The 19,367-nt window shown below is 69.7% G+C and carries 19 protein-coding genes; 5 read left to right on the top strand and 14 right to left on the bottom strand.

Annotated features, from left to right (window positions below; translation table 11 throughout):
* Window positions 1–21: 21 nt before the first annotated feature.
* From QA861_RS22860 to pdhA, 3 genes are read right to left on the bottom strand one after another with little or no spacing between them, the layout of a single operon-like run.
* The gene (locus QA861_RS22860; RefSeq protein WP_334590152.1) at window positions 22–1,356 is read right to left on the bottom strand and encodes a dihydrolipoamide acetyltransferase family protein; all 1,335 of its coding nucleotides are present in this window, start codon (window positions 1,354–1,356) and stop codon (window positions 22–24) included.
* A complete protein-coding gene (locus tag QA861_RS22855) occupies window positions 1,356–2,360 on the bottom strand; it encodes an alpha-ketoacid dehydrogenase subunit beta (RefSeq protein ID WP_006381371.1) in 1,005 nt (334 codons plus the stop codon). Before QA861_RS22855 ends, QA861_RS22860 begins: the two co-directional genes overlap by 1 nt.
* Window positions 2,360–3,493, bottom strand: a complete 1,134-nt coding sequence (gene pdhA, locus QA861_RS22850) for a pyruvate dehydrogenase (acetyl-transferring) E1 component subunit alpha (RefSeq protein ID WP_334590151.1) — start codon at window positions 3,491–3,493, stop codon at window positions 2,360–2,362. The genes QA861_RS22855 and pdhA overlap by 1 nt, the downstream gene beginning before the upstream one ends.
* A gap of 190 nt (window positions 3,494–3,683) precedes the next feature.
* On the opposite strand from pdhA, the gene QA861_RS22845 reads away from it, so the two are divergent.
* Window positions 3,684–4,169: an Lrp/AsnC family transcriptional regulator gene (locus QA861_RS22845; RefSeq protein ID WP_334590663.1), complete on the top strand. Its 486-nt coding sequence runs from the start codon at window positions 3,684–3,686 to the stop codon at window positions 4,167–4,169.
* An 18-nt stretch (window positions 4,170–4,187) separates the two neighbouring features.
* Here QA861_RS22845 and QA861_RS22840 read toward each other — a convergent pair whose 3' ends face one another.
* Both QA861_RS22840 and QA861_RS22835 read right to left on the bottom strand, forming a co-directional pair.
* Entirely contained in the window at window positions 4,188–4,778 is a 591-nt protein-coding gene (locus tag QA861_RS22840) for a TetR/AcrR family transcriptional regulator (protein WP_334590150.1), read from the bottom strand.
* Window positions 4,775–6,289, bottom strand: coding sequence for a 3-hydroxyacyl-CoA dehydrogenase (locus tag QA861_RS22835; protein ID WP_334590149.1), 1,515 nt, complete (start codon window positions 6,287–6,289; stop codon window positions 4,775–4,777). The genes QA861_RS22840 and QA861_RS22835 overlap by 4 nt, the downstream gene beginning before the upstream one ends.
* 150 nt (window positions 6,290–6,439) lie before the next feature.
* On the opposite strand from QA861_RS22835, the gene paaN reads away from it, so the two are divergent.
* Window positions 6,440–8,146, top strand: a complete 1,707-nt coding sequence (gene paaN / locus QA861_RS22830; protein ID WP_334590148.1) for a phenylacetic acid degradation protein PaaN — start codon at window positions 6,440–6,442, stop codon at window positions 8,144–8,146.
* Here the strand turns inward: paaN and QA861_RS22825 are convergent.
* Genes QA861_RS22825 through QA861_RS22815 form a run of 3 tightly spaced genes read right to left on the bottom strand, consistent with a single transcriptional unit; the run spans window position 8,143 to window position 11,008 of the window.
* The gene (locus QA861_RS22825; protein WP_334590147.1) at window positions 8,143–8,916 is read right to left on the bottom strand and encodes a TrmH family RNA methyltransferase; all 774 of its coding nucleotides are present in this window, start codon (window positions 8,914–8,916) and stop codon (window positions 8,143–8,145) included. The two genes, paaN and QA861_RS22825, sit on opposite strands and share 4 nt — an antisense overlap.
* Complete coding sequence (locus tag QA861_RS22820; RefSeq protein ID WP_334590146.1) at window positions 8,913–10,178, bottom strand: HTTM domain-containing protein; 1,266 nt, start codon at window positions 10,176–10,178, stop codon at window positions 8,913–8,915. The genes QA861_RS22825 and QA861_RS22820 overlap by 4 nt, the downstream gene beginning before the upstream one ends.
* Window positions 10,175–11,008, bottom strand: coding sequence for a DUF5819 family protein (locus tag QA861_RS22815; protein WP_334590145.1), 834 nt, complete (start codon window positions 11,006–11,008; stop codon window positions 10,175–10,177). The genes QA861_RS22820 and QA861_RS22815 overlap by 4 nt, the downstream gene beginning before the upstream one ends.
* A gap of 335 nt (window positions 11,009–11,343) precedes the next feature.
* Here QA861_RS22815 and QA861_RS22810 point away from each other — a divergent pair, with 335 nt between their 5' ends.
* On the top strand, window positions 11,344–12,492 hold the full coding sequence (locus QA861_RS22810; protein WP_334590144.1) for an acyl-CoA dehydrogenase family protein: 1,149 nt from the start codon (window positions 11,344–11,346) through the stop codon (window positions 12,490–12,492).
* Window positions 12,493–12,536: 44 nt separating this feature from the next.
* On the opposite strand, the gene QA861_RS22805 is transcribed toward QA861_RS22810, so the two are convergent.
* From QA861_RS22805 to QA861_RS22790, 4 genes are all read right to left on the bottom strand, one after another.
* Window positions 12,537–12,866, bottom strand: a complete 330-nt coding sequence (locus tag QA861_RS22805) for a rhodanese-like domain-containing protein (protein WP_334590662.1) — start codon at window positions 12,864–12,866, stop codon at window positions 12,537–12,539.
* 37 nt (window positions 12,867–12,903) lie between these two features.
* Window positions 12,904–13,800 carry a J domain-containing protein gene (locus tag QA861_RS22800; protein ID WP_334590143.1) on the bottom strand — a complete coding sequence of 299 codons (897 nt, stop codon included), beginning with the start codon at window positions 13,798–13,800 and terminating at the stop codon, window positions 12,904–12,906.
* A 111-nt stretch (window positions 13,801–13,911) separates the two neighbouring features.
* Window positions 13,912–15,363, bottom strand: a complete 1,452-nt coding sequence (locus tag QA861_RS22795) for a DUF2252 domain-containing protein (RefSeq protein WP_334590142.1) — start codon at window positions 15,361–15,363, stop codon at window positions 13,912–13,914.
* Between the two features lie 348 nt (window positions 15,364–15,711).
* Window positions 15,712–15,852, bottom strand: a complete 141-nt coding sequence (locus tag QA861_RS22790) for a hypothetical protein (protein ID WP_334590141.1) — start codon at window positions 15,850–15,852, stop codon at window positions 15,712–15,714.
* On the opposite strand from QA861_RS22790, the gene QA861_RS22785 reads away from it, so the two are divergent.
* Entirely contained in the window at window positions 15,851–16,054 is a 204-nt protein-coding gene (locus QA861_RS22785) for a hypothetical protein (RefSeq protein WP_334590140.1), read from the top strand. The two genes, QA861_RS22790 and QA861_RS22785, sit on opposite strands and share 2 nt — an antisense overlap.
* Window positions 16,055–16,468: 414 nt before the next feature.
* Here the strand turns inward: QA861_RS22785 and QA861_RS22780 are convergent, their stop codons facing one another.
* Together QA861_RS22780 and QA861_RS22775 are read right to left on the bottom strand one after the other, a co-directional pair.
* Window positions 16,469–16,972 (bottom strand): hypothetical protein, encoded by a 504-nt coding sequence (locus tag QA861_RS22780; RefSeq protein WP_334590139.1) that lies wholly within the window; start codon window positions 16,970–16,972, stop codon window positions 16,469–16,471.
* Complete coding sequence (locus QA861_RS22775; RefSeq protein ID WP_334590138.1) at window positions 16,973–17,860, bottom strand: HAD hydrolase-like protein; 888 nt, start codon at window positions 17,858–17,860, stop codon at window positions 16,973–16,975.
* A gap of 1,228 nt (window positions 17,861–19,088) precedes the next feature.
* Between QA861_RS22775 and QA861_RS22770 the strand changes: the two genes are divergently transcribed.
* Window positions 19,089–19,358, top strand: coding sequence for a hypothetical protein (locus tag QA861_RS22770; protein ID WP_307627757.1), 270 nt, complete (start codon window positions 19,089–19,091; stop codon window positions 19,356–19,358).
* Window positions 19,359–19,367 lie beyond the last annotated feature (9 nt).

Here is a 19,367-nt window from a genome sequence, read left to right as displayed (position 1 = left end):
AACGTACGCGCGCGGCCCCGATCACAGTGTGCGCAGCAACACCGCCGGTTGTTCGACGCAGTCCGCCACATAGCGCAGGAAACCGCCCGCGGTACCGCCGTCGCACACCCGGTGGTCGAAGGTGAACGACAGCTGGACGACCTGACGCACCGCCAGTTCACCCTCGTGCACCCACGGCTTGGGGACGATCCGGCCGACGCCGAGCATGGCCGCCTCGGGGTGGTTGATGATCGGCGTGGAGCCGTCGACGCCGAACACGCCGTAGTTGTTCAACGTGAAGGTCCCGCCGGTGAGTTCGGCCGGTGTGAGGGTGCCGGTGCGGGCGGCCTCGGTCAGTCGTGCGATCTCCGCGCTGAGCGCTTCGGCGTTCCTGGTGTGTGCGTCCCGGACGACGGGGACGACCAGTCCGCGTTCGGTCTGCGCGGCGAAGCCGAGGTGGACCCGGTCGAGCTGGACGATCTCCCTGGCCTCCAGGTCGACCGTGGAGTTCAGGTCGGGGTAGCGGGCGAGGGCGGCGGTGCAGATCCGGGCCAGCAGGGCGAGGAGGGAGATCTTCGCGGCCCCGCCCGTGTTCATCCACGCGCGCGCGTGCATCAGTTCCGTCGCGTCGGCGTCCACCCAGCAGGTCGCGTCCGGGATCTCGCGCCGGCTGCGGGAGAGCTTGTCGGCGACGGCACCGCGGATCCCTTTCAGGGGGACGCGCGTGCCCTCGGTGGTGGCGGGGTGCGCGACAGGCACCGGGCCCGCGGTCGGGGCCGGCGCCCCGGGTCGCGTGGCGCCATCGCGAAGGGCGCGCTCCACGTCGGCGCGCAGGATCAGTCCGTCGGGCCCGGAGCCCGCCAACTCCCGCAGATCCAGGCCGTTCTCGCGGGCGAGCCTGCGGACGAGCGGCGAGATGACCGGTACGGGACCGTCCACCGGAGCGCGCGCCGGAGCGGGGACAGGGGCGGGGGACTGTACGGCCCCGTCCCTGAGGGCCTGCGGGGCGGCGGGCGCCGCCTGGTCCCGCCGTACCCTCCGCCGCCGTGCGGGCGCCTCGGACGTGCCGTATCCCACGAGCACGTTCCCGGAGCCCTCGGCCGTGTCACCGGCGGGGTCGGGGTGGGCCGGTGTCCCGACCGCGACCGTCACCAGGGGTGAACCGACGGGCAGTTCGGTGCCCTCCTCGCCGAAGCGGGCGGTGACGACACCTCCGTAGGGGCACGGCACGTCGACCATCGCCTTGGCCGTCTCGACCTCGACGACCGGCTGGTCGACGGCGACGACCTCGCCGACCTCGACCAGCCAGCGCACGATCAGCGCCTCGGTGAGTCCCTCGCCGAGGTCGGGGAGCCTGAACTCCAGTACCTGTGCCATCAACGTTCCGCCTCCCACTGCAGCCGTCCCACGGCGTCCAGGACACGGTCGACGCCGGGCAGGTGGTGCCGCTCCAGCATCGGCGGCGGGTACGGGATGTCGAACCCGGCGACACGCAGCACCGGCGCCTCCAGGTGGTGGAAGCAGCGCTCCGTGACGCGGGCCGCGATCTCCCCGCCGGGGCCGCCGAAACCGCCCGACTCATGGACGACCAGGGCGCGCCCGGTCCGCCGTACCGAGGCGCACACCGTCTCGTCGTCGAACGGGACCAGCGAGCGCAGGTCGACGACCTCCAGGTCCCAGCCCTCCGCTTCCGCCGCCTTCGCCGCCTCCAGGCAGACGGGCAGGGACGGCCCGTACGTGATGAGTGTGGCGCTGCGGCCCGGGCGCCGCACCACCGCGCGTCCGATCGGTTCAACGGCCGACGGCTCGTCCGGGTTCCAGGAGTCCTTCGACCAGTACAGACGCTTGGGCTCCAGGAAGACCACCGGGTCGTCGGAGGCGATGGCCGCCCGCAGCAGGCCGTACGCGTCGGCGACCGTGGCGGGCGTGACGACATGGAGACCTGGGGTCGCCATGTAGTAGGCCTCGGAGGAATCGCTGTGGTGTTCGACTCCGCCGATGCCGCCGCCGTAGGGCACCCGGACGGTGATCGGCAGAGGCATGGCCCCGCGCGTGCGGTTGCGCATCCGGGAGACGTGCGAGATCAGCTGCTCGAACGCGGGGTAGGCGAACGCGTCGAACTGCATCTCCACGACCGGGCGCAGGCCGTACATGGCCATGCCGACGGCCGCCCCGAGGATGCCCGCCTCGGCCAGCGGGGTGTCCGTACAGCGGTCCTCGCCGAATTCCTTGGCGAGCCCGTCGGTGACCCGGAAGACCCCGCCGAGGGTGCCGACGTCCTCACCCATGACGTGCACGGTGGGGTCGGTCGCCATGGCGTCGCGCATCGCGCGCGTGAGGGCCTGCGCCATGGTGGCCGGTTTGAGGGCGACGGTCGTCATCAGTGCGTCCCTTCCGCCTCGGCGTCGAGTTCGGCCCGCAGCTGGGCCCGCTGCTCGCGCAGTTGCGGGGTGGGCTCGGCGTACACCTGGGCGAACAGGTCCATGGGGTCGAGCGCCGGGTCCTGGTTCATCCGGGCGCGCATGTCGGCGGCGAGGGTCTCGGCGTCGTCGCGCGCCGCCCTGATGCCGTCCTCGTCGAGGAGCCCGCGCGCGGTGAGCTCCCGTTCCAGGAGGTCGATCGGATCGTGCTCACGCCAGGCGGTGACCTCGGAGTCGGCCCGGTAGCGCTTGTCGTCGTCGGCGTTGGTGTGCGCCTCCACGCGGTAGGTCACCGCCTCGACGAGCGTGGGACCACCCCCCGCGCGCGCGTGACGTACGGCCTCGCTCAGCACGTCGTACATGGCGACCGCGTCATTGCCGTCGACCAGGCGGCCCGGCATCCCGTAACCGACGGCCTTGTGGGCCAGCGACGGGGCGGCGGTCTGCTTGGCGAGCGGTACGGAGATCGCGAAGCCGTTGTTCTGGACCAGGAAGACCACCGGCGCCTGCCACACGGCGGCGAAGTTCAGCGCCTCGTGGAAGTCGCCCTCGCTGGTGCCGCCGTCGCCGACCATCGCCAGCGCGACCACGTCGTCGCCCTTGAGGCGGGCGGCGTGCGCGAGCCCCACGGCGTGCGGCAGCTGCGTCGCGAGCGGGGTGCACAGGGGCGCCACCCGGTGCTCACGCGGGTTGTACCCGGTGTGCCAGTCGCCGCGCAGCAGCGTCAGCGCCTGTATCGGGTCCACGCCCCGGGCGACCACGGCGAGCGTGTCCCGGTAGCTGGGGAAGAGCCAGTCGCGGTCCTCCAGGACGAGCGCGGCGGCCACCTCGCAGGCCTCCTGGCCGACGCTGGAGGGGTACACGGCGAGCCGGCCCTGCTTGGTGAGAGCGGTGGCCTGCGCGTTGTACCGGCGCCCGCGCACCAGCTGCGCGTACAGCCGGCGCAGCAACCCGGAATCCGCCCGCGCCGCCGCCTCGGTGCCGAGGACGCGGTACGGAGCCGCGTCGGGCAGCAGCGGCGCGGGGTCGGTACGGGGCTGCCAGGCGGGCGGCGGCGTGGGCCGGTACGCGCCCCGCTGCTCCATGACCGTCATGACGGCACCTCCTCGTGGGAGACGGCTCCGGGCGCGCCACGGATGTGACCCGCCTCACCTACCGATTGTTCGGTCGTCGGCACATTTTGGCTACAGGCACCGCCAGGCTGTGGACAAACGGTTCTCCACAGCCTGAGATGGACGCAGTACGTCCATGAAAGGGAAGCGGGGGGACATGGCACCTGAACAAATGGCCGAACGCCCGGAAGGCGGCAACACCCCGCCGCCCCCGCGCCCGCTGGACGCCATTGATCAGGACATCCTGCAGATGCTCCAAGCGGACGGCCGCGCCTCGATCCGTTCCGTGGCCGAGCACGTCCACGTTTCGCGGGCCAACGCCTACGCGCGCATCAACCGCCTCATCGAGGACGGCGTGATCCGGGGCTTCGGCGCCCGCGTGGACCACGAGCGCGCCGGACAGGGCACATCGGCGTACGTCACCCTGAAGATCGTGCAGAACTCCTGGCGCACGGTCCGCGAGCAGCTGAGACAGCTCCCCGGCGCCGACCACATCGCCCTGGTGGGCGGTGACTTCGACGTACTCCTGCTGGTCCACACCCCCGACAACAAGGCGCTGCGCGAGCTGGTGCTGATGCGCCTGCAGGCGATCCCGGAGGTGCTCAGCACGCGCACCCTCCTGGTGTTCGAGGCGGAGGACCTGGAACCGCAGACCTGAGTCACCTCTACGGGGGGCTCACTCCGGGTGGCGCAGCCCCCCGAACACCAGCCGCGCCACCGCGTCGGCGACCTCCCGCTCGCCCATGCCGCGCCCGTCCGGGCGGTACCACTCCACGACCGAGTTGATCATCCCGAAGACGAGTCGGGTCGCGAGCCGCACCTCCACGTCACCGCGTATGTCCCCCTCGGCGGCGGCGGCCTTGAGCAGTTCGGCCACCCGGTGGTCGAAGTCGCGGCGCCGTTCCAGGGCCCAGCGCTCGGTGCCGGTGTTGCCGCGCACCCGCAGCAGCAGCGTCACGTACGGCAGTTCCGCGATGAGCACCTCGACCATCCGCCGTACGACGTACTCCAGGCGTCCGGCGGCGGGCCCCACGCGCGCGTGCTCCTCGTCGAGGATCCCGAAGAGGCCGTCCAGCGCCCGGCTGACGGCCAGCCGCAGCAGCTCCTCCTTACCGGTGACGTGGTGGTAGATCGACGACTTGGAGATGCCCGCGGCCTTGGAGAGGTGCTCCATGGAGGTGCCGTCGTAACCGCGCTCGTTGAACACCTGGACGGCGACCTGGAGCAGCGTCTGCGGGGTGTACGTGTCGCGCTTGGCGGTGGTCATGGGGTGCCCTCCCGCTTGTCGGTGGCGTACGCGTGGCGGTAGAGCGCGAGGGACGGCGCGTACCGTCCGCTCGGGTCGCGTTGGTGCAGTTCGTCGAGGATCTCGTGCGCCCAGCTCCGGCCGAGCCGGCGGCTCCACTCGAACGGCCCGAGCGGGTAGTTGACCCCGAGGCGCATCGCCGTGTCGACGTCCTCCTCGGTAGCGACGCCCTTGGCGACGGCGTCGTGCGCGAGGTCGACTATCCGGGCCACCGTACGGGCGACGATCATGCCGGGGGCGTCCCCGAGGACGCTGACGTCCTTGCCGAGCGCCTGGAAGAGGCCGATGGCCTCGGAGAGGGTCTGCGCCTGGGTGTCCTGGGAGGCGGACACGGCCATCCGGGTGGCCCGGCGGTAGTCGATGGCGAGGTCGAAGTAGACGACGTCCCGGAACTCGACGCTGGTCTGTCCGTCGGCGAGGACCAGCTGACCGCCGCTCGGCAGCACCAGCCGGGTGCCGTGGTCCTCCTCGTCCTCACGGACGGGAATGCCCGCCTCACGGATCAGCGCGAGGAGATCGGCCGCGGGACCCAGGTCGCCCTCGGCGACGACGTACGCGGGCGGCTGGGCCGGTTCCGCGGTGTGCGGTTCGGCGCGCTCGGCGTCGTCCCCGTACTCGTACCAGCCCTGGCCGGTCTTCCGGCCGAGCCGGCCCGACTCGACGAGCCGGCGCTGGGCGAGTGAGGGCGTGAACCGCACGTCGTGGAAGAAGGCCTGCCACACGGAGTGGGTGACGGCCTCGTTGACGTCCTGCCCGATCAGGTCGGTCAGCTCGAACGCGCCCATCATGAACCCGCCGCAGTCGCGCAGCACCGCGTCGATGGTGGCGGGATCGGCCGACTGGGCCTCGTACGCCGCGAAGGCCTCCGCGTAGAAGGGCCGGGCGAGACGGTTGACGATGAAGCCGGGGGTGTCGGCGCAGGCGACCGGCGTCTTGCCCCAGGCGCGGGCCATCTCGTACGCGCGCGTGGCCGACGTGACGTCGGTGGCGAACCCGGAGACGACCTCCACGAGGGGCAGCAGCGGGGCCGGGTTGAAGAAGTGCAGCCCGACGAGCCGCCCGGGGTTGCGCAGGGCGCCCCCGATGGCGGTGACGGACAGGGAGGAGGTGTTGGTGGCGAGCAGACAGTCGTCGTCGACCACGTCCTCCAGGGCGCGCATCAGCTCCTGCTTCACGTCGAGCCGTTCGAGGACGGCCTCCACGACGAGGGAGCAGTCGGCGAGTTCGGCGAGGTTCCCGGCGGCGTGCAGCCGGCCCCGCGCGGCGTCCCGGTCGGCCACCGTCATCCGGTCCTTCTCGACGAGCCGGTCGAGCCGCGCGCCGATCGCGTCAGCGGCGTCCTGGGCCCGTCCCGGCGCGGCGTCGAACAGCCGTACGTGATGACCGGCGACCAGCGCGACCTGGGCGATGCCCTGGCCCATGGTGCCGGTGCCGACGACGGCCACGGGGCTGCTGAGGTCGAGTGCAGTCATGTGCGCGATCCTCCCGCACGAGGTTGTCCACAGATGCGGCGGACCCCCTTGTCCCGACCGATCGTTCGGTTACTCTAGCTCTGTCGTGCCTTTTCTGCCCAGGTCATGAGCTCAACGAAGTGCTCTTGAGACGAGGAGTTGGTCCCCCTGATGGCCGCCGAACTCACCGCGCACCAGCTGATCGCCCAGCACCGGCCCACCCTCGACCAGGCGCTGGAAGCGATCCGCACGCGCGCGTACTGGTCCCCGCACCCCGAACACCCCAAGGCGTACGGGGAGGACGGCAGCCTTGACCTGGCCGCCGGCAAGGCCGCCTTCGACGCCGTCCTGAACACCCGCCTCGACCTCGGTCAGCCCGGCACGGACGACTGGGTGGGCGGCGAGGTGTCTCCGTACGGCATCGGCCTCGGCGTCACCTACCCGCACGCGGACGTCGACGTGCTGCTGCCCGCCATGAAGGCCGGCCAGGGTGCCTGGCGCGACGCGGGCGCGGAGGTCCGCGCGATGGTCTGTCTGGAGATCCTCAGGCGGATCAGCGGCCGGACGCACGAGTTCGCGCACGCGGTCATGCACACCAGCGGCCAGGCCTTCATGATGGCGTTCCAGGCGGGTGGCCCGCACGCCCAGGACCGCGGCCTGGAAGCGGTGGCCTACGCGTACGCGGAGCAGGTCCGCGCCCCGGGCACCGCGGAGTGGTCCAAGCCCCAGGGCAAGCGCGACCCGCTTGCCCTCACGAAGGAGTTCACGCCGGTCCCGCGCGGCATCGCCCTCCTCATCGGCTGCAACACCTTCCCCACGTGGAACGGCTACCCGGGCCTGTTCGCGTCCCTGGCCACGGGCAACGCGGTCCTCGTGAAGCCCCACCCGCGCGCGGTACTGCCGCTCGCGCTGACGGTCGCCATCGCGCGCGAGGTCCTGACGGAGGCCGGCTTCGACCCGAACCTGGTGGCACTGGCGGCCGAGCGGCCCGGCGAGGGCATCGCCAAGACACTGGCGACCCGCCCCGAGATCCGCGTCATCGACTACACGGGCTCGACGTCGTTCGGCGACTGGCTGGAGACCAACGCCCGCCAGGCGCAGGTCTACACGGAGAAGGCCGGCGTCAACACGGTGATCGTGGAGTCGACCGACAATTACAAGGGCATGCTGTCGAACCTCGCCTTCTCCCTCTCCCTGTACAGCGGCCAGATGTGCACCACCCCGCAGAACCTCCTCATCCCCCGCGACGGCATCCGTACGGAGGAGGGCCACAAGTCGTACGACGAGGTGGTCACCGGTCTCGCCGCCGCGGTGGGCGGGCTCCTGGGCGACGACGCGCGAGCGAACGGGCTGCTGGGCGCGATCGTCAACCCCGATGTGAAGGCCCGCCTGGAGGCGGCGGCCGGGCTCGGCGAAGTCGCCCTGGCCTCACGGGAGGTCGTGAACCCGGACTTCCCCGAAGCGGTGGTCCGTACGCCCGTCGTCGTGAAGCTGGACGGCGCGCGGAAATACTGGGACGGGGCGGACTCCGAGGCCGCCTACATGAGCGAGTGCTTCGGGCCGGTCTCCTTCGCCGTCGCGGTCGACTCGGCGGCGGACGCCGTGGAGTTGCTGCGCCGGACGATCCGCGACAAGGGCGCGATGACGGTCGGCGCGTACACGACCGACCCGGAGTTCGAGCGGGCCGTCCAGGAGGCCTGCCTGGAGGAGTGCGCCCAGCTGTCGCTGAACCTGACCGGCGGGGTGTACGTCAACCAGACGGCCGCCTTCTCCGACTTCCACGGCTCGGGCGGCAACCCGGCGGCGAACGCGGCGCTGTGCGACGGCGCGTTCGTGGCGAACCGCTTCCGGGTGGTGGAGGTCCGCCGCCAGGCCTAGAAGGTCCCGTTACTGGTGACGCTCCAGTGGTACAGCGTCATACCCACGCTGGTCGCGAGGTTGTAGCTGGAGACCTGGGGGCGCATCGGTAGCGACACCAGATGGTCGGCACGCGCGCGTAGTTCGGGCGACAGCCCGCTGCGTTCGGAGCCGAAGGCGAGGACGGCGTCGTCCGGGAGCTTCAGCCCCCGGATGTCGTCGCCCTCCGGGTCGAGCGCGAACACCGGCCCGGCTGGCAGCTCGGCCACCGCCAGGCGCTCCACGGCGGTCGCGAAGTGCAGCCCCGCCCCGGCGCGTACGACGGTGGGGTGCCAGGGGTCGAGCGTCCCGGTGGTGACGACCCCGGTCGCGCCGAACCCGGCGGCGAGCCGGATCACCGCACCGGCGTTCCCGAGATTGCGCGGGTTGTCGAGGACGACGACGGGCGCGGCCCGGGGCGAGCGCGCGAGCGTCTCCAGGTTGACCGCGCGGGAGGGCCGTACGGCGAGGGCGGCCACCGCGGTGGGGTGCGGGCGCGGCACGAGGGAGGTGTACGTCGCCTCCGGGACCTCGGTCAGGAGGGCGTACAGGGTGTCCCGTACGTCCGGAGCCAGCTGGCCGGCGAGCTCCAGAGTCGCCCGCCGGTCGGTGGTCACGGCCAGCGGGATCCGCGCGCCGAAGCGGACGGCGTGCTTGAGGGCGTGGAAGCCGTCGAGCAGCACACAAGCGCCGGCGAGCCGGTGCCAGTCGCCCACCGGGTCGTTCGCCGACTCCGTCGCCTCGTCCGTCATGCCGTGAAGCCTACGTGCGGTGGCTCCGCCGTCTCGCCCGCCGCCTCCTCGTCGGCCGCCCCGGCGGTGCGCCGGTCCGGCACGAAGCGTCCGTCGCCCGGCAGGCGGGCGAGCAGGCGCACGCGCGCGCGTGCCGCCCCGTCGCCGAGGCGGCGCAGGAAGGAGGTCGGCAGGAACACGGCGTCCGCGGCGATCATCGCGAGCGAGAAGAAGGGCAGCCCGAGGACGACGGCGATCACGGCGTGCTCGGTCATCATCACGGCCAGCAGGACGTTCTTGACGCGCCGGTTGAAGAGCGTGAAGGGGAAGGCGACCTGCACGGCCACCGTCCCGTACGTCACCAGCATCACCATCGTGCCGCTCGACGACATCAGGTCGGAGAGCGCGGGCCACGGGGAGAAGTAGTCGAGGTGGAGCGGGTAGTAGACGGCGGTGCCGTCCTGCCAGCGGGAGCCCTGGATCTTGTACCAGCCGGCCGTCGCGTAGATCAGACAGGCCTCGGCCATGATCACGAAAAGGGCGGCGTTGTGCACGACGTTGCCGACGATGTCGAGCAGCATCCGTGGCTCGCCGCCCTGCTCACGGCGCGCCACGGCCCACCACACGGCCTGGGCCAGCCACATGCCCCAGAGGATCACCGGGACCAGCGGGTCACCGTCGAGCTTTCCGGCCGCCGTACCGGCGACGAGGAACGCCCCGAGGACGACCCAGAGGACCGGGCCCGCGCGGTCGGGGGCTGCGTCGAAGAGCACGCGCGCGCGTGCCTTGCGGGCGCGCCGGGCGTCCAGGGACCACACCTGCCCGCAGCGCGTGAACACCAGGTAGAGGGACATCAGGTGCAGGACGTTGTCGCCGCCGTCGCCGACGAAGATGCTGCGGTTCTGGAGCGAGAGCACTCCGACCATGAAGAGCACGGAGAGGGTGCGGGTGCGCCAGCCGATCAGGAGGAGAAGACCGGTGAGTACGGCGAGCGCGTAGACGAGTTCGAACCAGACGTCGCTGCCGGACCACATGAGCACCGTGAACGCGCGGTTGTCCGCGATGAGCTGCTGGGCGAGGTCCCAGCTCCAGGGACCGTCGGGGCCGTACAGCTCCTGCCGGTGCGGGAACTCGCGCAGCAGGAAGAGCAGCCAGGTCGCCGAGAGGCCGATACGGACGACGGCGGTCTGGTAGGGGCCCAGCGCGGTCTCGGTGACCCGGCCGATGCCCTGGGACAGCGAACGGGCGAGCGAACCCGAGGCCGCGGGGACGAGGCGGGTCATGAGCCGTCCGCCTTCGTCACGCCGGCCGGGCCCGCCGCCTCGGGGGGCGCCTCGTCGTCGGGGACGGGCCACCAGGGCAGTACGCGGTACGTGGGCTTCTCGGGCACCTGCTCCTGGCTCCACTCGGGCGGTCGGACGTTCGTACTGCGGGAGCGGACCTGGACCCGGTCGATCGTGCCGCCGGGCCCGGCGGCGTCCTCGCGGTCCAGGCGCAGGACGACGATGCGGCGCATATACCGCTCGGCCAGGACGCCACGCAGGCCCGAGGGACGGTTCTGGGCGTCGTGCGAGGCGAGAAGGAAGTCCCAGGCCCGGCGCAGCTCGTTCTGCTGGGTGTGGCTCGGCAGCAGGTTGCCGTCGATGGCCTCGCCGTCCAGCGCGGAGAGGTCGTACCAGCCGGTCGTCCGGGCCCCGCCGTCCGCCGTACGGACATCGGCGCGGACCTCGACCGCGATGTTCTGCTGCAGCGGATTGGGGGCGAACAGCTTCCAGTTCTGTTCGAACTCCGGGTAGATCCAGTCGTCGATCGCCCGGGCGTGCTCCTTCGAGACCGTGTTCGACGGCGCGACGTGCAGAAAGACCATGCCGAGGTGGGCGATCGCGGCAACGGCGACGACCGCGACGACCAGGGCGGCGCCGATCTGATACGGCAGCGAGAGAGCCGCCAGTTCCGGGCGGCGAGCTTCCGGGGAGGCGAGGTCAGGCGCGGCGCCCTCGACCGGCGGCCCGGGCCCCGGCGGTGGCAGGGGGCCGTCGGGCGGGGGAACCTCGGCCTCGCCGGCCTCGTCGCGCTCGTGCCCGGCGTCCGGGTCTGCCTCGTACGCGTCCATTCCGCCCCGTCTCCCGATCCCCGGTCCCACCGCACCCGCCGGCCCACGCGCACCACGACACGGCATGCGCACGGGCACGGTACTCAGGGACACCCGCCCAGCACAGCCCCCTCCGCACACCCGTGCGACCGATGGACAGTGCCCGCACGGCCGGTCCCGGGAGTTGTCCACAGCCGTTGACACCCTACGACCCACCGCTGCACGATCGACTCGGACAAACCGAACGATCGGTCGCTGTCGCGCACCCTCCCGGCCTCACCCGTTCCCTTCTTCTAGAACCTGTTCTATCTTGACGCCCCGTCAGGTCACCCGCCCCTTGCCGAGAGGACAGCACCGTGGACTTCAGGTTCAGTGAGGAGCAGCAGGCGGCGGTCGAGGCGGCCCGGGCGGTTTTCGGCGGCGTCGCGCCGGACGCGGTACCCAGTCCGTCACTCGTCCCGGGTGCCGTCGCGGACGACTTCGACCGGGCACTGTGGGAGAGCCTCGCCGGCGCGGATCTGCTGAGCCTCCTGCTCACCGAGGAGTTCGGCGGGGCCGGTCTCGACGCCATCGCCCTGTGCCTCGTCCTGCGCGAGTCCGCGAAGGTGCTGGCCAGGGTGCCCCTGCTGGAGAGCTGCGCCGCCGCAGCGGCCGTACAGGCGTACGGGAGCGGGGAGTTGCGCGACGAGGTGCTGCGCCGCGCCGGGACCGGCGAACTCGTGCTCACCGCCGCCGCGCACGGCCGCACCGGCCACGACCCCGCCGAACTCGCCGTGACCGCCAGCCGGGACGGCGACCTCTGGGTGCTCGACGGGATACAGACGGCGGTGCCCTGGGCACACAACGCCGACTTCGTCCTCGTACCCGCGCGCACGAACGCCGACCGGACCGTCCTCGCCCTTGTCCCCCGCGCCCCCGAAGGCGGCCCGCTCGACGGCGTCCACCTCGCCGAACAGATATCCACCGCCGGAGAGCGACTCGGCGAACTACGCCTGGACTCCGTGCGGCTGCCCGACCGGTACGTCCTCGACGCCGACGGCGCCTGGCCGTGGCTGCGCGATCTGCTGACCGTCGGCACCTGCGCGCAGACGCTCGGACTGGGGACCGCCGTACTGGACATGACCAGCGACTACACCGGCAAGCGGGAGCAGTTCGGGCATCCACTGGCGACGTTCCAGGCCGTCGCCGTCCAGGCCGCCGACCGGTACATCGACCTGCGCGCGATGGAGGCCACCCTGTGGCAGGCCGCGTGGCGCATCAGCACGGGGGCCGGAGGCGCGCTGCCCGTCTCCGGGGACGTGGCCGTCGCCAAGATCTGGGCCTCGGAAGGTGTACGGAGGGTCGTGCAGACCGCGCAGCACCTGCACGGCGGTTTCGGCGCCGACACCGACTATCCGCTGCACCGGTACCACGCCTGGGCCAAACACCTGGAACTGTCGCTCGGCCCTGCCGCCGCCCACGAGGAGATGCTGGGAGACCTGCTCGCGGCCCACCAACTCGGCTGAAGCCGTGCGCGGGCCGCCGGACACCCGGACTCAGACGCCCGGATTCAGGCGACGAAGCCCGGCGCACCCTCGTCGGTGACGACCGGGCGACCCGCCGCCTCCCACACCTGCATACCGCCGTCGACGTTCACCGCGTCGATGCCCTGCTGCACCAGATAGTTCGTCACCTGGGCCGACCGGCCACCGGAGCGGCAGATCACGTTGACCCGACCGTCCCGCGGCGCCGCCTCGGTCAACTCGCCGTAGCGGGCGACGAACTCGCTCATCGGGACGTGCAACGCCCCCTCGGCGTGCCCCGCCTGCCACTCCTCGTCCTCACGGACGTCCAGCAGGAAGTCGCCGTCCTTGAGGTCCGCGACCTCGACCGTGGGCACACCAGATCCGAAACTCATGCCCCCGACGATACCCAGGTCACCGCCCGAGCAGCGCCGCGAGTTCCGCCTCACGCTGCGAGACCTGAGCCAGCAACTGCTCGGCGATCTCCTCCAGGAGACGGTCCGGGTCGTCCGGAGCGAGCTTCAGCATCGCGCCGATCGCCCCCTCCTCCAGCTCACTGGCGACCAGCGTGAGCAGCTCCTTACGCTGGGAAAGCCACTCCAGGCGGGCGTACAGCTCCTCGCTGTGACTCGGCCGCCACTCGGCGGGCACCGGACCGGCCGCCCACTCCTCGGCCAGCTCCCGCAACAGCACCTCGTCACCCCGCCCGTAGGCACTGTTGACCCGGGCGATGAACTCGTCGCGCCGCGCCCGCTCCCCCTCGTCCTGCGCCAGGTCCGGGTGGGCCTTACGGACCAGCTCGCGGTACAGCTTGCGGGCCTCGTCGCTCGGGCGGACCCGCTGCGGAGGCCGTACCGGCTGCTCGGTGAGCATCGCCGCCGCCTCCGGAAACAGCCCCTCCGAGTCCATCCAGCCGTGGAACAGCTCCTCGACACCCGGCATCGGCATGACCCGCGCCCGCGCCTCCTGCGCGGCTCGCACATCCTCCGGATCGCCACTGCGGGCGGCCTTCGCCTCGGCGATCTCCGCGTCCAGCTCATCGAGGCGGGCGTACATCGGACCGAGCTTCTGATGGTGCAGCCGGGAGAAGTTCTCGACCTCGATACGGAAGGTCTCGACCGCGATCTCGTACTCGATGAGCGCCTGCTCGGCGACCCGCACGGCCCGCTCCAACCGCTCCTCGGGCCGCGGCCCCTCAGCCGCGCCCTCGGCCGTGTCGGACGCGCCGGACGGCGCCCGCGCGTCAGGACGCTCCCGCGGCCCTTCGGCGTCGGGCGCGGACGAGGACTGCTCAGCTTCCGGGGTCGTCACCCGCCCAAGCGTAGGCCACGGCTCGTCCGCCCACCCAAGGTCACCGGACCAAGCCCGAAACGGCCCCCGCAGCCGTCACCGCCCCGTACCCTTCGCCCCCGGCCACCACCGTCACACGCCCATCTCCGCGTCGATCCTCCCCGCCCGCACCGCCGCCACCAGCACCGCGTGGTCCGCCTCCGTACGGTCGGCGTAGGCCGTCGCGAACGTCGCCATCGCCTCGTCCAGCTCGTCGCTCTTGCCGCAGTACCCGGCGATCAGACGGGGGTCGGCGCTGTGGGCGTGGGCACGCGCGAGGAGGGCGCCCGTCATCCGGCCGTAGTCGTCGATCTGGTCGGCGGACAGGGCCGCCGGGTCGACGCTGCCCTTGCGGTTGCGGAACTGCCGTACCTGGAAAGGCAGTCCGTCCACCGTCGTCCAGCCGAGGAGGACGTCGCTGACGACCTGCATGCGCTTCTGCCCGAGCACCACCCGGCGACCCTCGTGCACCGCACCCGCCGCCTCCACCGGGTCGAAGCCGGCGGTGGCCAGATGCGGGACCAGCGCCGAGGGACGGGCCTCCTTCACCTGCAGGACGAGACACTCGCCCTTGTGGTCCAGGAGCAGGACGACGTACGACCGCGCGCCCACACTGCCCGTACCGACGATGCGGAACGCCACATCGTGCACCGAGTGGCGGGCCAGCAGCGGAAGACGGTCCTCCGACAGCGTGCTCACGTACTCCTCCAGCGACGCCGCCACCGCCGCGGCCTCCGCGTCCGGCACTCCCCGCAACACCGGCGGGGCATCCACGAAGCGCCGCCCGCCGTCCTCGGTGACCTCCGTCGACCTGGCCGCGAAACGCCCGCTGGTGTTGCCCCGCGCCTTCTCGGAGACCCGCTCAAGAGTGCCGACCAGGTCATGGGCGTCCGTGTGGGAGACCAGCTCCTCGTCCGCGATCGCGTTCCACGCGTCCAGCACCGACAGCTTCGCGAGCAGCCGCATCGTCCGGCGGTACGCGCCGACAGCGCCGTGCGCCGCCTGCCGGCAGGTGCCCTCGTCCGCGCCCGCCTCCCGGCCCGCGAGCACCAGCGAGGCGGCGAGCCGCTTGAGGTCCCACTCCCAGGGACCCTGGACGGTTTCGTCGAAGTCGTTCAGATCCATGACCAGGCCGCCGCGCGCGTCACCGTACAGACCGAAGTTGCCCGCATGGGCGTCACCGCAGATCTGCGCGCGGATCCTGGTCATCGGCGTACGGGCCAGGTCGTACGCCATCAACCCCGCCGAACCACGCAGAAAGGCGAACGGGGTGGCCGCCATCCTGCCCACCCTTATCGGGGTCAGCCCAGGAATACGACCACGGTTGGACTCCCTGACCGCCGCCTCGGCGTCCGGACGGCCGCCGTCCGCGCCGGTGTCGAAGGAGGCGTGCGCACTGCGCGGAACCTGCCGCCGCAGCGCCTTCCCCTCCTCCTTGGGAGAGCCCTCCGACTGCCACTGGGCGAACCCGCGCACCTTGGGAAGCGCCCGCACCCGGCTCCGCGCCACCGTGGCCCCCGCCGACCCCGTACCGACCTCGGTCATCGCGACCGCCTCCCCCGCTCCGCCCGCCACCGCCAACATCAACTGGCGACGACCGTACAACCACAGACCGGATCAGGTCAGACCCTGTGGATAAGTCGGGCACCTCCGCGGGACGCACCTCGATGAGAGAGACCTCACATCTTCGCGGCGGCGAGGACAAGACGCGCGAGGACAAGACGCATGAGGACAACGAGAAACGGCCCTCATCGAGATCCCGATGAGGGCCGTTCACCTGTGGGGCACCGACGGAACTCGCTGATCAGGCGCTATACACCTCTGCGAAAAGATCGATTCCCGCGCTATGCCCTTGGTTTTCCCACGGTCCAGGCCAGCGGCTGACACAGAGATTCACGGGTAGCGCCGGATGCGCGACTGTTCGAGAGTGTCCAGCCACACGTCAAGCTCCTTGGCCCCGTGATTGAACACCTTGGAGTCTTCCCGCACCTGCGTGTATCGCTCGACGAGGTCATACGCCACCTTGATGACCATGCGGGCCAGCTACGGCTTCTCGACGGTGATCGAAGAATCCGTCCTCCTGACCAAACTCCTCCGCGATGCGCTTGAGGTGGGTGCATCGGAAAAACCGATCCTGAGGGTGTACCGCGTTGGCTCATCCCGCCGTCTCTTCGCTCAAGCACCGGATCCGCGCATGATCGGGCCCATGCCGATCTCCACGCGTACATCGGCGTAGTTGCGCTTCCGACACCTCGCGGAATACATGCAAGGGGACGGCCCGCCGCTGGAATCCCGTGATGGCACTCGATGCCGGGACAGTTCAAAGCCGTCATCACACCATGGAGGACAGCTTCTGCCCTCCATGGACCAGCGGGCCGCCTACGGTCCCGAAGTCCCGGGAGCCAGTGCGCAGCATTCCGGTCAGGCGGTGGTTCTCAACACTGTCTACAGGGCAACCGTGGGTACGAGCCAGGGGGATTGCGGCATCAGGCCCGTTGGCAAGCCGGGTCCGTTCTGCGCCGGACACCGCGACCAGCAGGCAGTCGAGATTCGTGCCCATTGTTTAGTCACGAGCTCAGAGCAAGCACGGACCTCGCCTGAGTGCGCCTACTAGTGGGAGTCTGTCCACAGGTAGCGCCAGTGCCCGCACTCACGCCCCTATCTGGAGGCCGACAGCGAGGACAAGTAGAGTAATACCTCCAACGAGATAGAAAATAAGCATTTTGACAGATGAATGGATCTTGACTGGATGGCGCCATGAACCAGCTCTGAGGTTAATAGTGTAAGGGCTGTTTAAACTGATTGACTGAGTGAGTCCAGCATCCGGCAGTTTTTCCCGAAGCGCAGCCTCCAAAACTTCCCCGTGCTTCACGGCTCCGACAAGGAGGCGGTGATACCAAATCTGGTCAACAAAGTAAAAGGAGAACCAAAGAACCAGCCCGAGGAGCAATAGCGTAGTCGAGAGCTGGATGTGCCAGCCAAACGGCTCGATCGTAGACTTCTCACGGGCCGCCACTGCGGCGGCCCCGAGGGCTGCTGTCAGGGCGGTCAGAGCAAGTCCGCGGATTCGCCAGCTAATATCGTTGAAGTGCTGCTGGACCGCGATAGCTTGTTTCCACATCTCTAGGTAGTGAGGAATGTGAGAGTCTTCCATTTAACGCTCCATGAAGTCAAAGATGGCGAGAAGTTGCGAGAAATCATCTGTGAGTACGTAAGTCGGGGATACTGGGCGTCGGGCACCCAGTTCTTTCTCGCGTCGAATGTCGGCATCTGTCCAATGAGACACTCGCCTCAGCAGTTCGTACCCATCACGGTGCCGTGAGACCCCGTATCGTGCATATACGTCCTGAACGCCAACTTCCTGGGCCATGGCCACGTCCTTCATTAGGCTGTCACCGACGTAGACTGCCTCTGCAGGGTCTACTGAGAAGTCCGCCAGGATCGAAGTGAGCACCCCCGTATCCGGTTTCAATGCACCTGGTGGGACGTGCTTGTGAATCGTCTTCCGAAGTCCGTACCAACTGGCTGGCTGAGTCCGCAGTGACCCCGGACCGACTCCTGCCGGAAAATCGTGATCAGGTGAAGAATAAAGTATCTGAATGAGACCATCAAGGCCGGTTCGCTTGATTCGCCACTCTGCCCAGTAGGCGACAGATTCCGTGTACGCGACGACGGGCACATTTCGACCCGCCAATTCGCGAAGTGTTGTTTCCACGCCCGCATACAGTTTGGTATGCCGTAGGCGTTCACGGCTAAATGCGTGAATTGCCTCGTCATAGACGTCTGATGGCCTAGAATTGGGGTTAATATCCAGCAGCGATGGAAGCTCATTTAGCAAGTAGGTGTACTCGCTGGTTCCACGCCTGCGGTGGACTACCTGAATTTCCCGCTCCAATTGCTCCTGGGGAACATTACTCAGTTCGCAAAGTCGATGCAGCATGGCAGAAAAGGCCGCATGCCAGGCCTCGAACCAATCCCAAAGTGTATTATCGAGATCCGTTACGAGCAGCGTTGCCCGCGGCCGGTTGCACGCAGCAGCCACAATGACCTCCCTGATGCCATCCCAGTCCCACCGTGCTGGAGCGCCCGGAGGTTTGCCTTTCGGGAGAAGGGTCCTTGATCTGCATGTTACCCAGCGGATGCACTCGCGATTCTCGGAGTTGCTGGCATGAGCTGCCAGCACAGGTCCGCACACATGTTGGCCCGGCGCTTTTCCGAGGCTCCTTGACGTGGTAGGCGCGTCCCTGATGAGATCCGTGGTTCACTCGGTGTGAAGTCCGGGGTTGTTGTTCCCGCGTCTGGACGACCAGCTACGTCAGCCGCTGGTGGGCACGGAGGCCCGGATTCTGGGGCCTGGCGGGATCCGGGCGGTTGCTCGGGCGGCCGGGGTCAGCGGGTTCCCGTGAGGGATGACGCGGATCGACGGGTCACGAGCGCGGGCCGCCAACGCGCCCTGTTCATTGCGCACAACACGACCTCGGCAAGCCGGCTGCTAGACGTGCTTACTCTGTTCCGCGGCGACCTTCGGGTGCAGATGTTCGCCACCTGCACGGGCTCGTCTCCTTTCCCGGCGGGAGTACCGGAGTTGCTGGCAGAGACGGGACTGCCGCCCTGCCCTGGAAGCAGGCCAAGGGCACAGTGTTCGACCTGGCCGTCGCCGCGAGCTACGGCGGCGAACTAGACTCAATACCGGGCGATTTGACCGATTACGCCGCGCCGTGGGACCGAGTGTTGTCCCGAGGCGGTGCCGACTGCGGTCCTCGCCGACGACCCGTGCCACAACCGCATCCTCCATACCCCTCCCCATCGTGATCGCTTCCGCCGTTCTCTGGGCGTGGGCCCCAGCCGCCCGCTGATCGTCTTCAGCTCAACCTGGGCGCCACGTTCCCTCTTCGACGGTTCCTGGGAACCGAAGCCGAATGATCTGCTGCACTAGCTGCCGTCCCGACCGGCTGCCGAATTGTCAGCCGACGAGTACCAAGCTGTCGCGGTTCTGCATCCGAACGTCTGGTACGGCCATGGCCCGGGGCAGGTACGTGCATGCCCGGCGTGCTGATCTCCCCGCCATCACTCCGCTCGCCGGGCGGCGACAGGCCCTGATCACCGCTGACTGCATCCTGGGTGACTGCTCGACCGCGTCGGCGGGTAGGCCACTGCGAGGCCTGCCGCCGCAGAGGAGCAGGAATCCCGAAGTCGAACAAACACTCTAGGTGATAATGTCGTCACGCTCAGAGCTGGGACTTCATCAGATGCTGACACCTGGAGGAGACATGGCGAAGAAGTGGGAAGCCGATCCCGAAGCGTCCTTCGCGCGGCGGTTAGGCAAGTCGTCTCTTGAGCTGGGACAGACTTCCGGGAACACCGGCTGCCCTGACATGTGGGAGCTGGACAACGGAGATGTCGCGGTCATCGGTGCGGATCTAACCGCTTCCTACGAGGGGCGGCTTCCTGACGACGTACGGGTCGATCCCGGAGAGCGGCTGGTCATCATCCCCCGGGCGACGATCCTCGCTGCCAAGGCGGACATTCCGGATGCGTAGTCCGCTGCA

Origin of the sequence: Streptomyces sp. B21-083, from assembly GCF_036898825.1 — a bacterium.
Classification (GTDB): domain Bacteria; phylum Actinomycetota; class Actinomycetes; order Streptomycetales; family Streptomycetaceae; genus Streptomyces.
Note: the sequence above shows the minus strand (reverse complement) of the source record. Positions and strands in the feature narration are given on the sequence as shown.

What these genes read in the sequence shown, in the direction of transcription:
- QA861_RS22860 (WP_334590152.1), bottom strand. Translation starts at nt 1,356, where the DNA reads ATGGCACAGGTACTGGAGTTCAGGCTCCCCGACCTCGGCGAGGGACTC.
- QA861_RS22855 (WP_006381371.1), bottom strand. Translation starts at nt 2,360, where the DNA reads ATGACGACCGTCGCCCTCAAACCGGCCACCATGGCGCAGGCCCTCACG.
- pdhA (WP_334590151.1), bottom strand. Translation starts at nt 3,493, where the DNA reads ATGACGGTCATGGAGCAGCGGGGCGCGTACCGGCCCACGCCGCCGCCC.
- QA861_RS22845 (WP_334590663.1), top strand. Translation starts at nt 3,684, where the DNA reads ATGGCCGAACGCCCGGAAGGCGGCAACACCCCGCCGCCCCCGCGCCCG.
- QA861_RS22840 (WP_334590150.1), bottom strand. Translation starts at nt 4,778, where the DNA reads ATGACCACCGCCAAGCGCGACACGTACACCCCGCAGACGCTGCTCCAG.
- QA861_RS22835 (WP_334590149.1), bottom strand. Translation starts at nt 6,289, where the DNA reads ATGACTGCACTCGACCTCAGCAGCCCCGTGGCCGTCGTCGGCACCGGC.
- paaN (WP_334590148.1), top strand. Translation starts at nt 6,440, where the DNA reads ATGGCCGCCGAACTCACCGCGCACCAGCTGATCGCCCAGCACCGGCCC.
- QA861_RS22825 (WP_334590147.1), bottom strand. Translation starts at nt 8,916, where the DNA reads ATGACGGACGAGGCGACGGAGTCGGCGAACGACCCGGTGGGCGACTGG.
- QA861_RS22820 (WP_334590146.1), bottom strand. Translation starts at nt 10,178, where the DNA reads ATGACCCGCCTCGTCCCCGCGGCCTCGGGTTCGCTCGCCCGTTCGCTG.
- QA861_RS22815 (WP_334590145.1), bottom strand. Translation starts at nt 11,008, where the DNA reads ATGGACGCGTACGAGGCAGACCCGGACGCCGGGCACGAGCGCGACGAG.
- QA861_RS22795 (WP_334590142.1), bottom strand. Translation starts at nt 15,363, where the DNA reads ATGACCGAGGTCGGTACGGGGTCGGCGGGGGCCACGGTGGCGCGGAGC.
- QA861_RS22785 (WP_334590140.1), top strand. Translation starts at nt 15,851, where the DNA reads ATGCGGGCCAGCTACGGCTTCTCGACGGTGATCGAAGAATCCGTCCTC.
- QA861_RS22790 (WP_334590141.1), bottom strand. Translation starts at nt 15,852, where the DNA reads ATGGTCATCAAGGTGGCGTATGACCTCGTCGAGCGATACACGCAGGTG.
- QA861_RS22780 (WP_334590139.1), bottom strand. Translation starts at nt 16,972, where the DNA reads ATGGAAGACTCTCACATTCCTCACTACCTAGAGATGTGGAAACAAGCT.
- QA861_RS22770 (WP_307627757.1), top strand. Translation starts at nt 19,089, where the DNA reads ATGGCGAAGAAGTGGGAAGCCGATCCCGAAGCGTCCTTCGCGCGGCGG.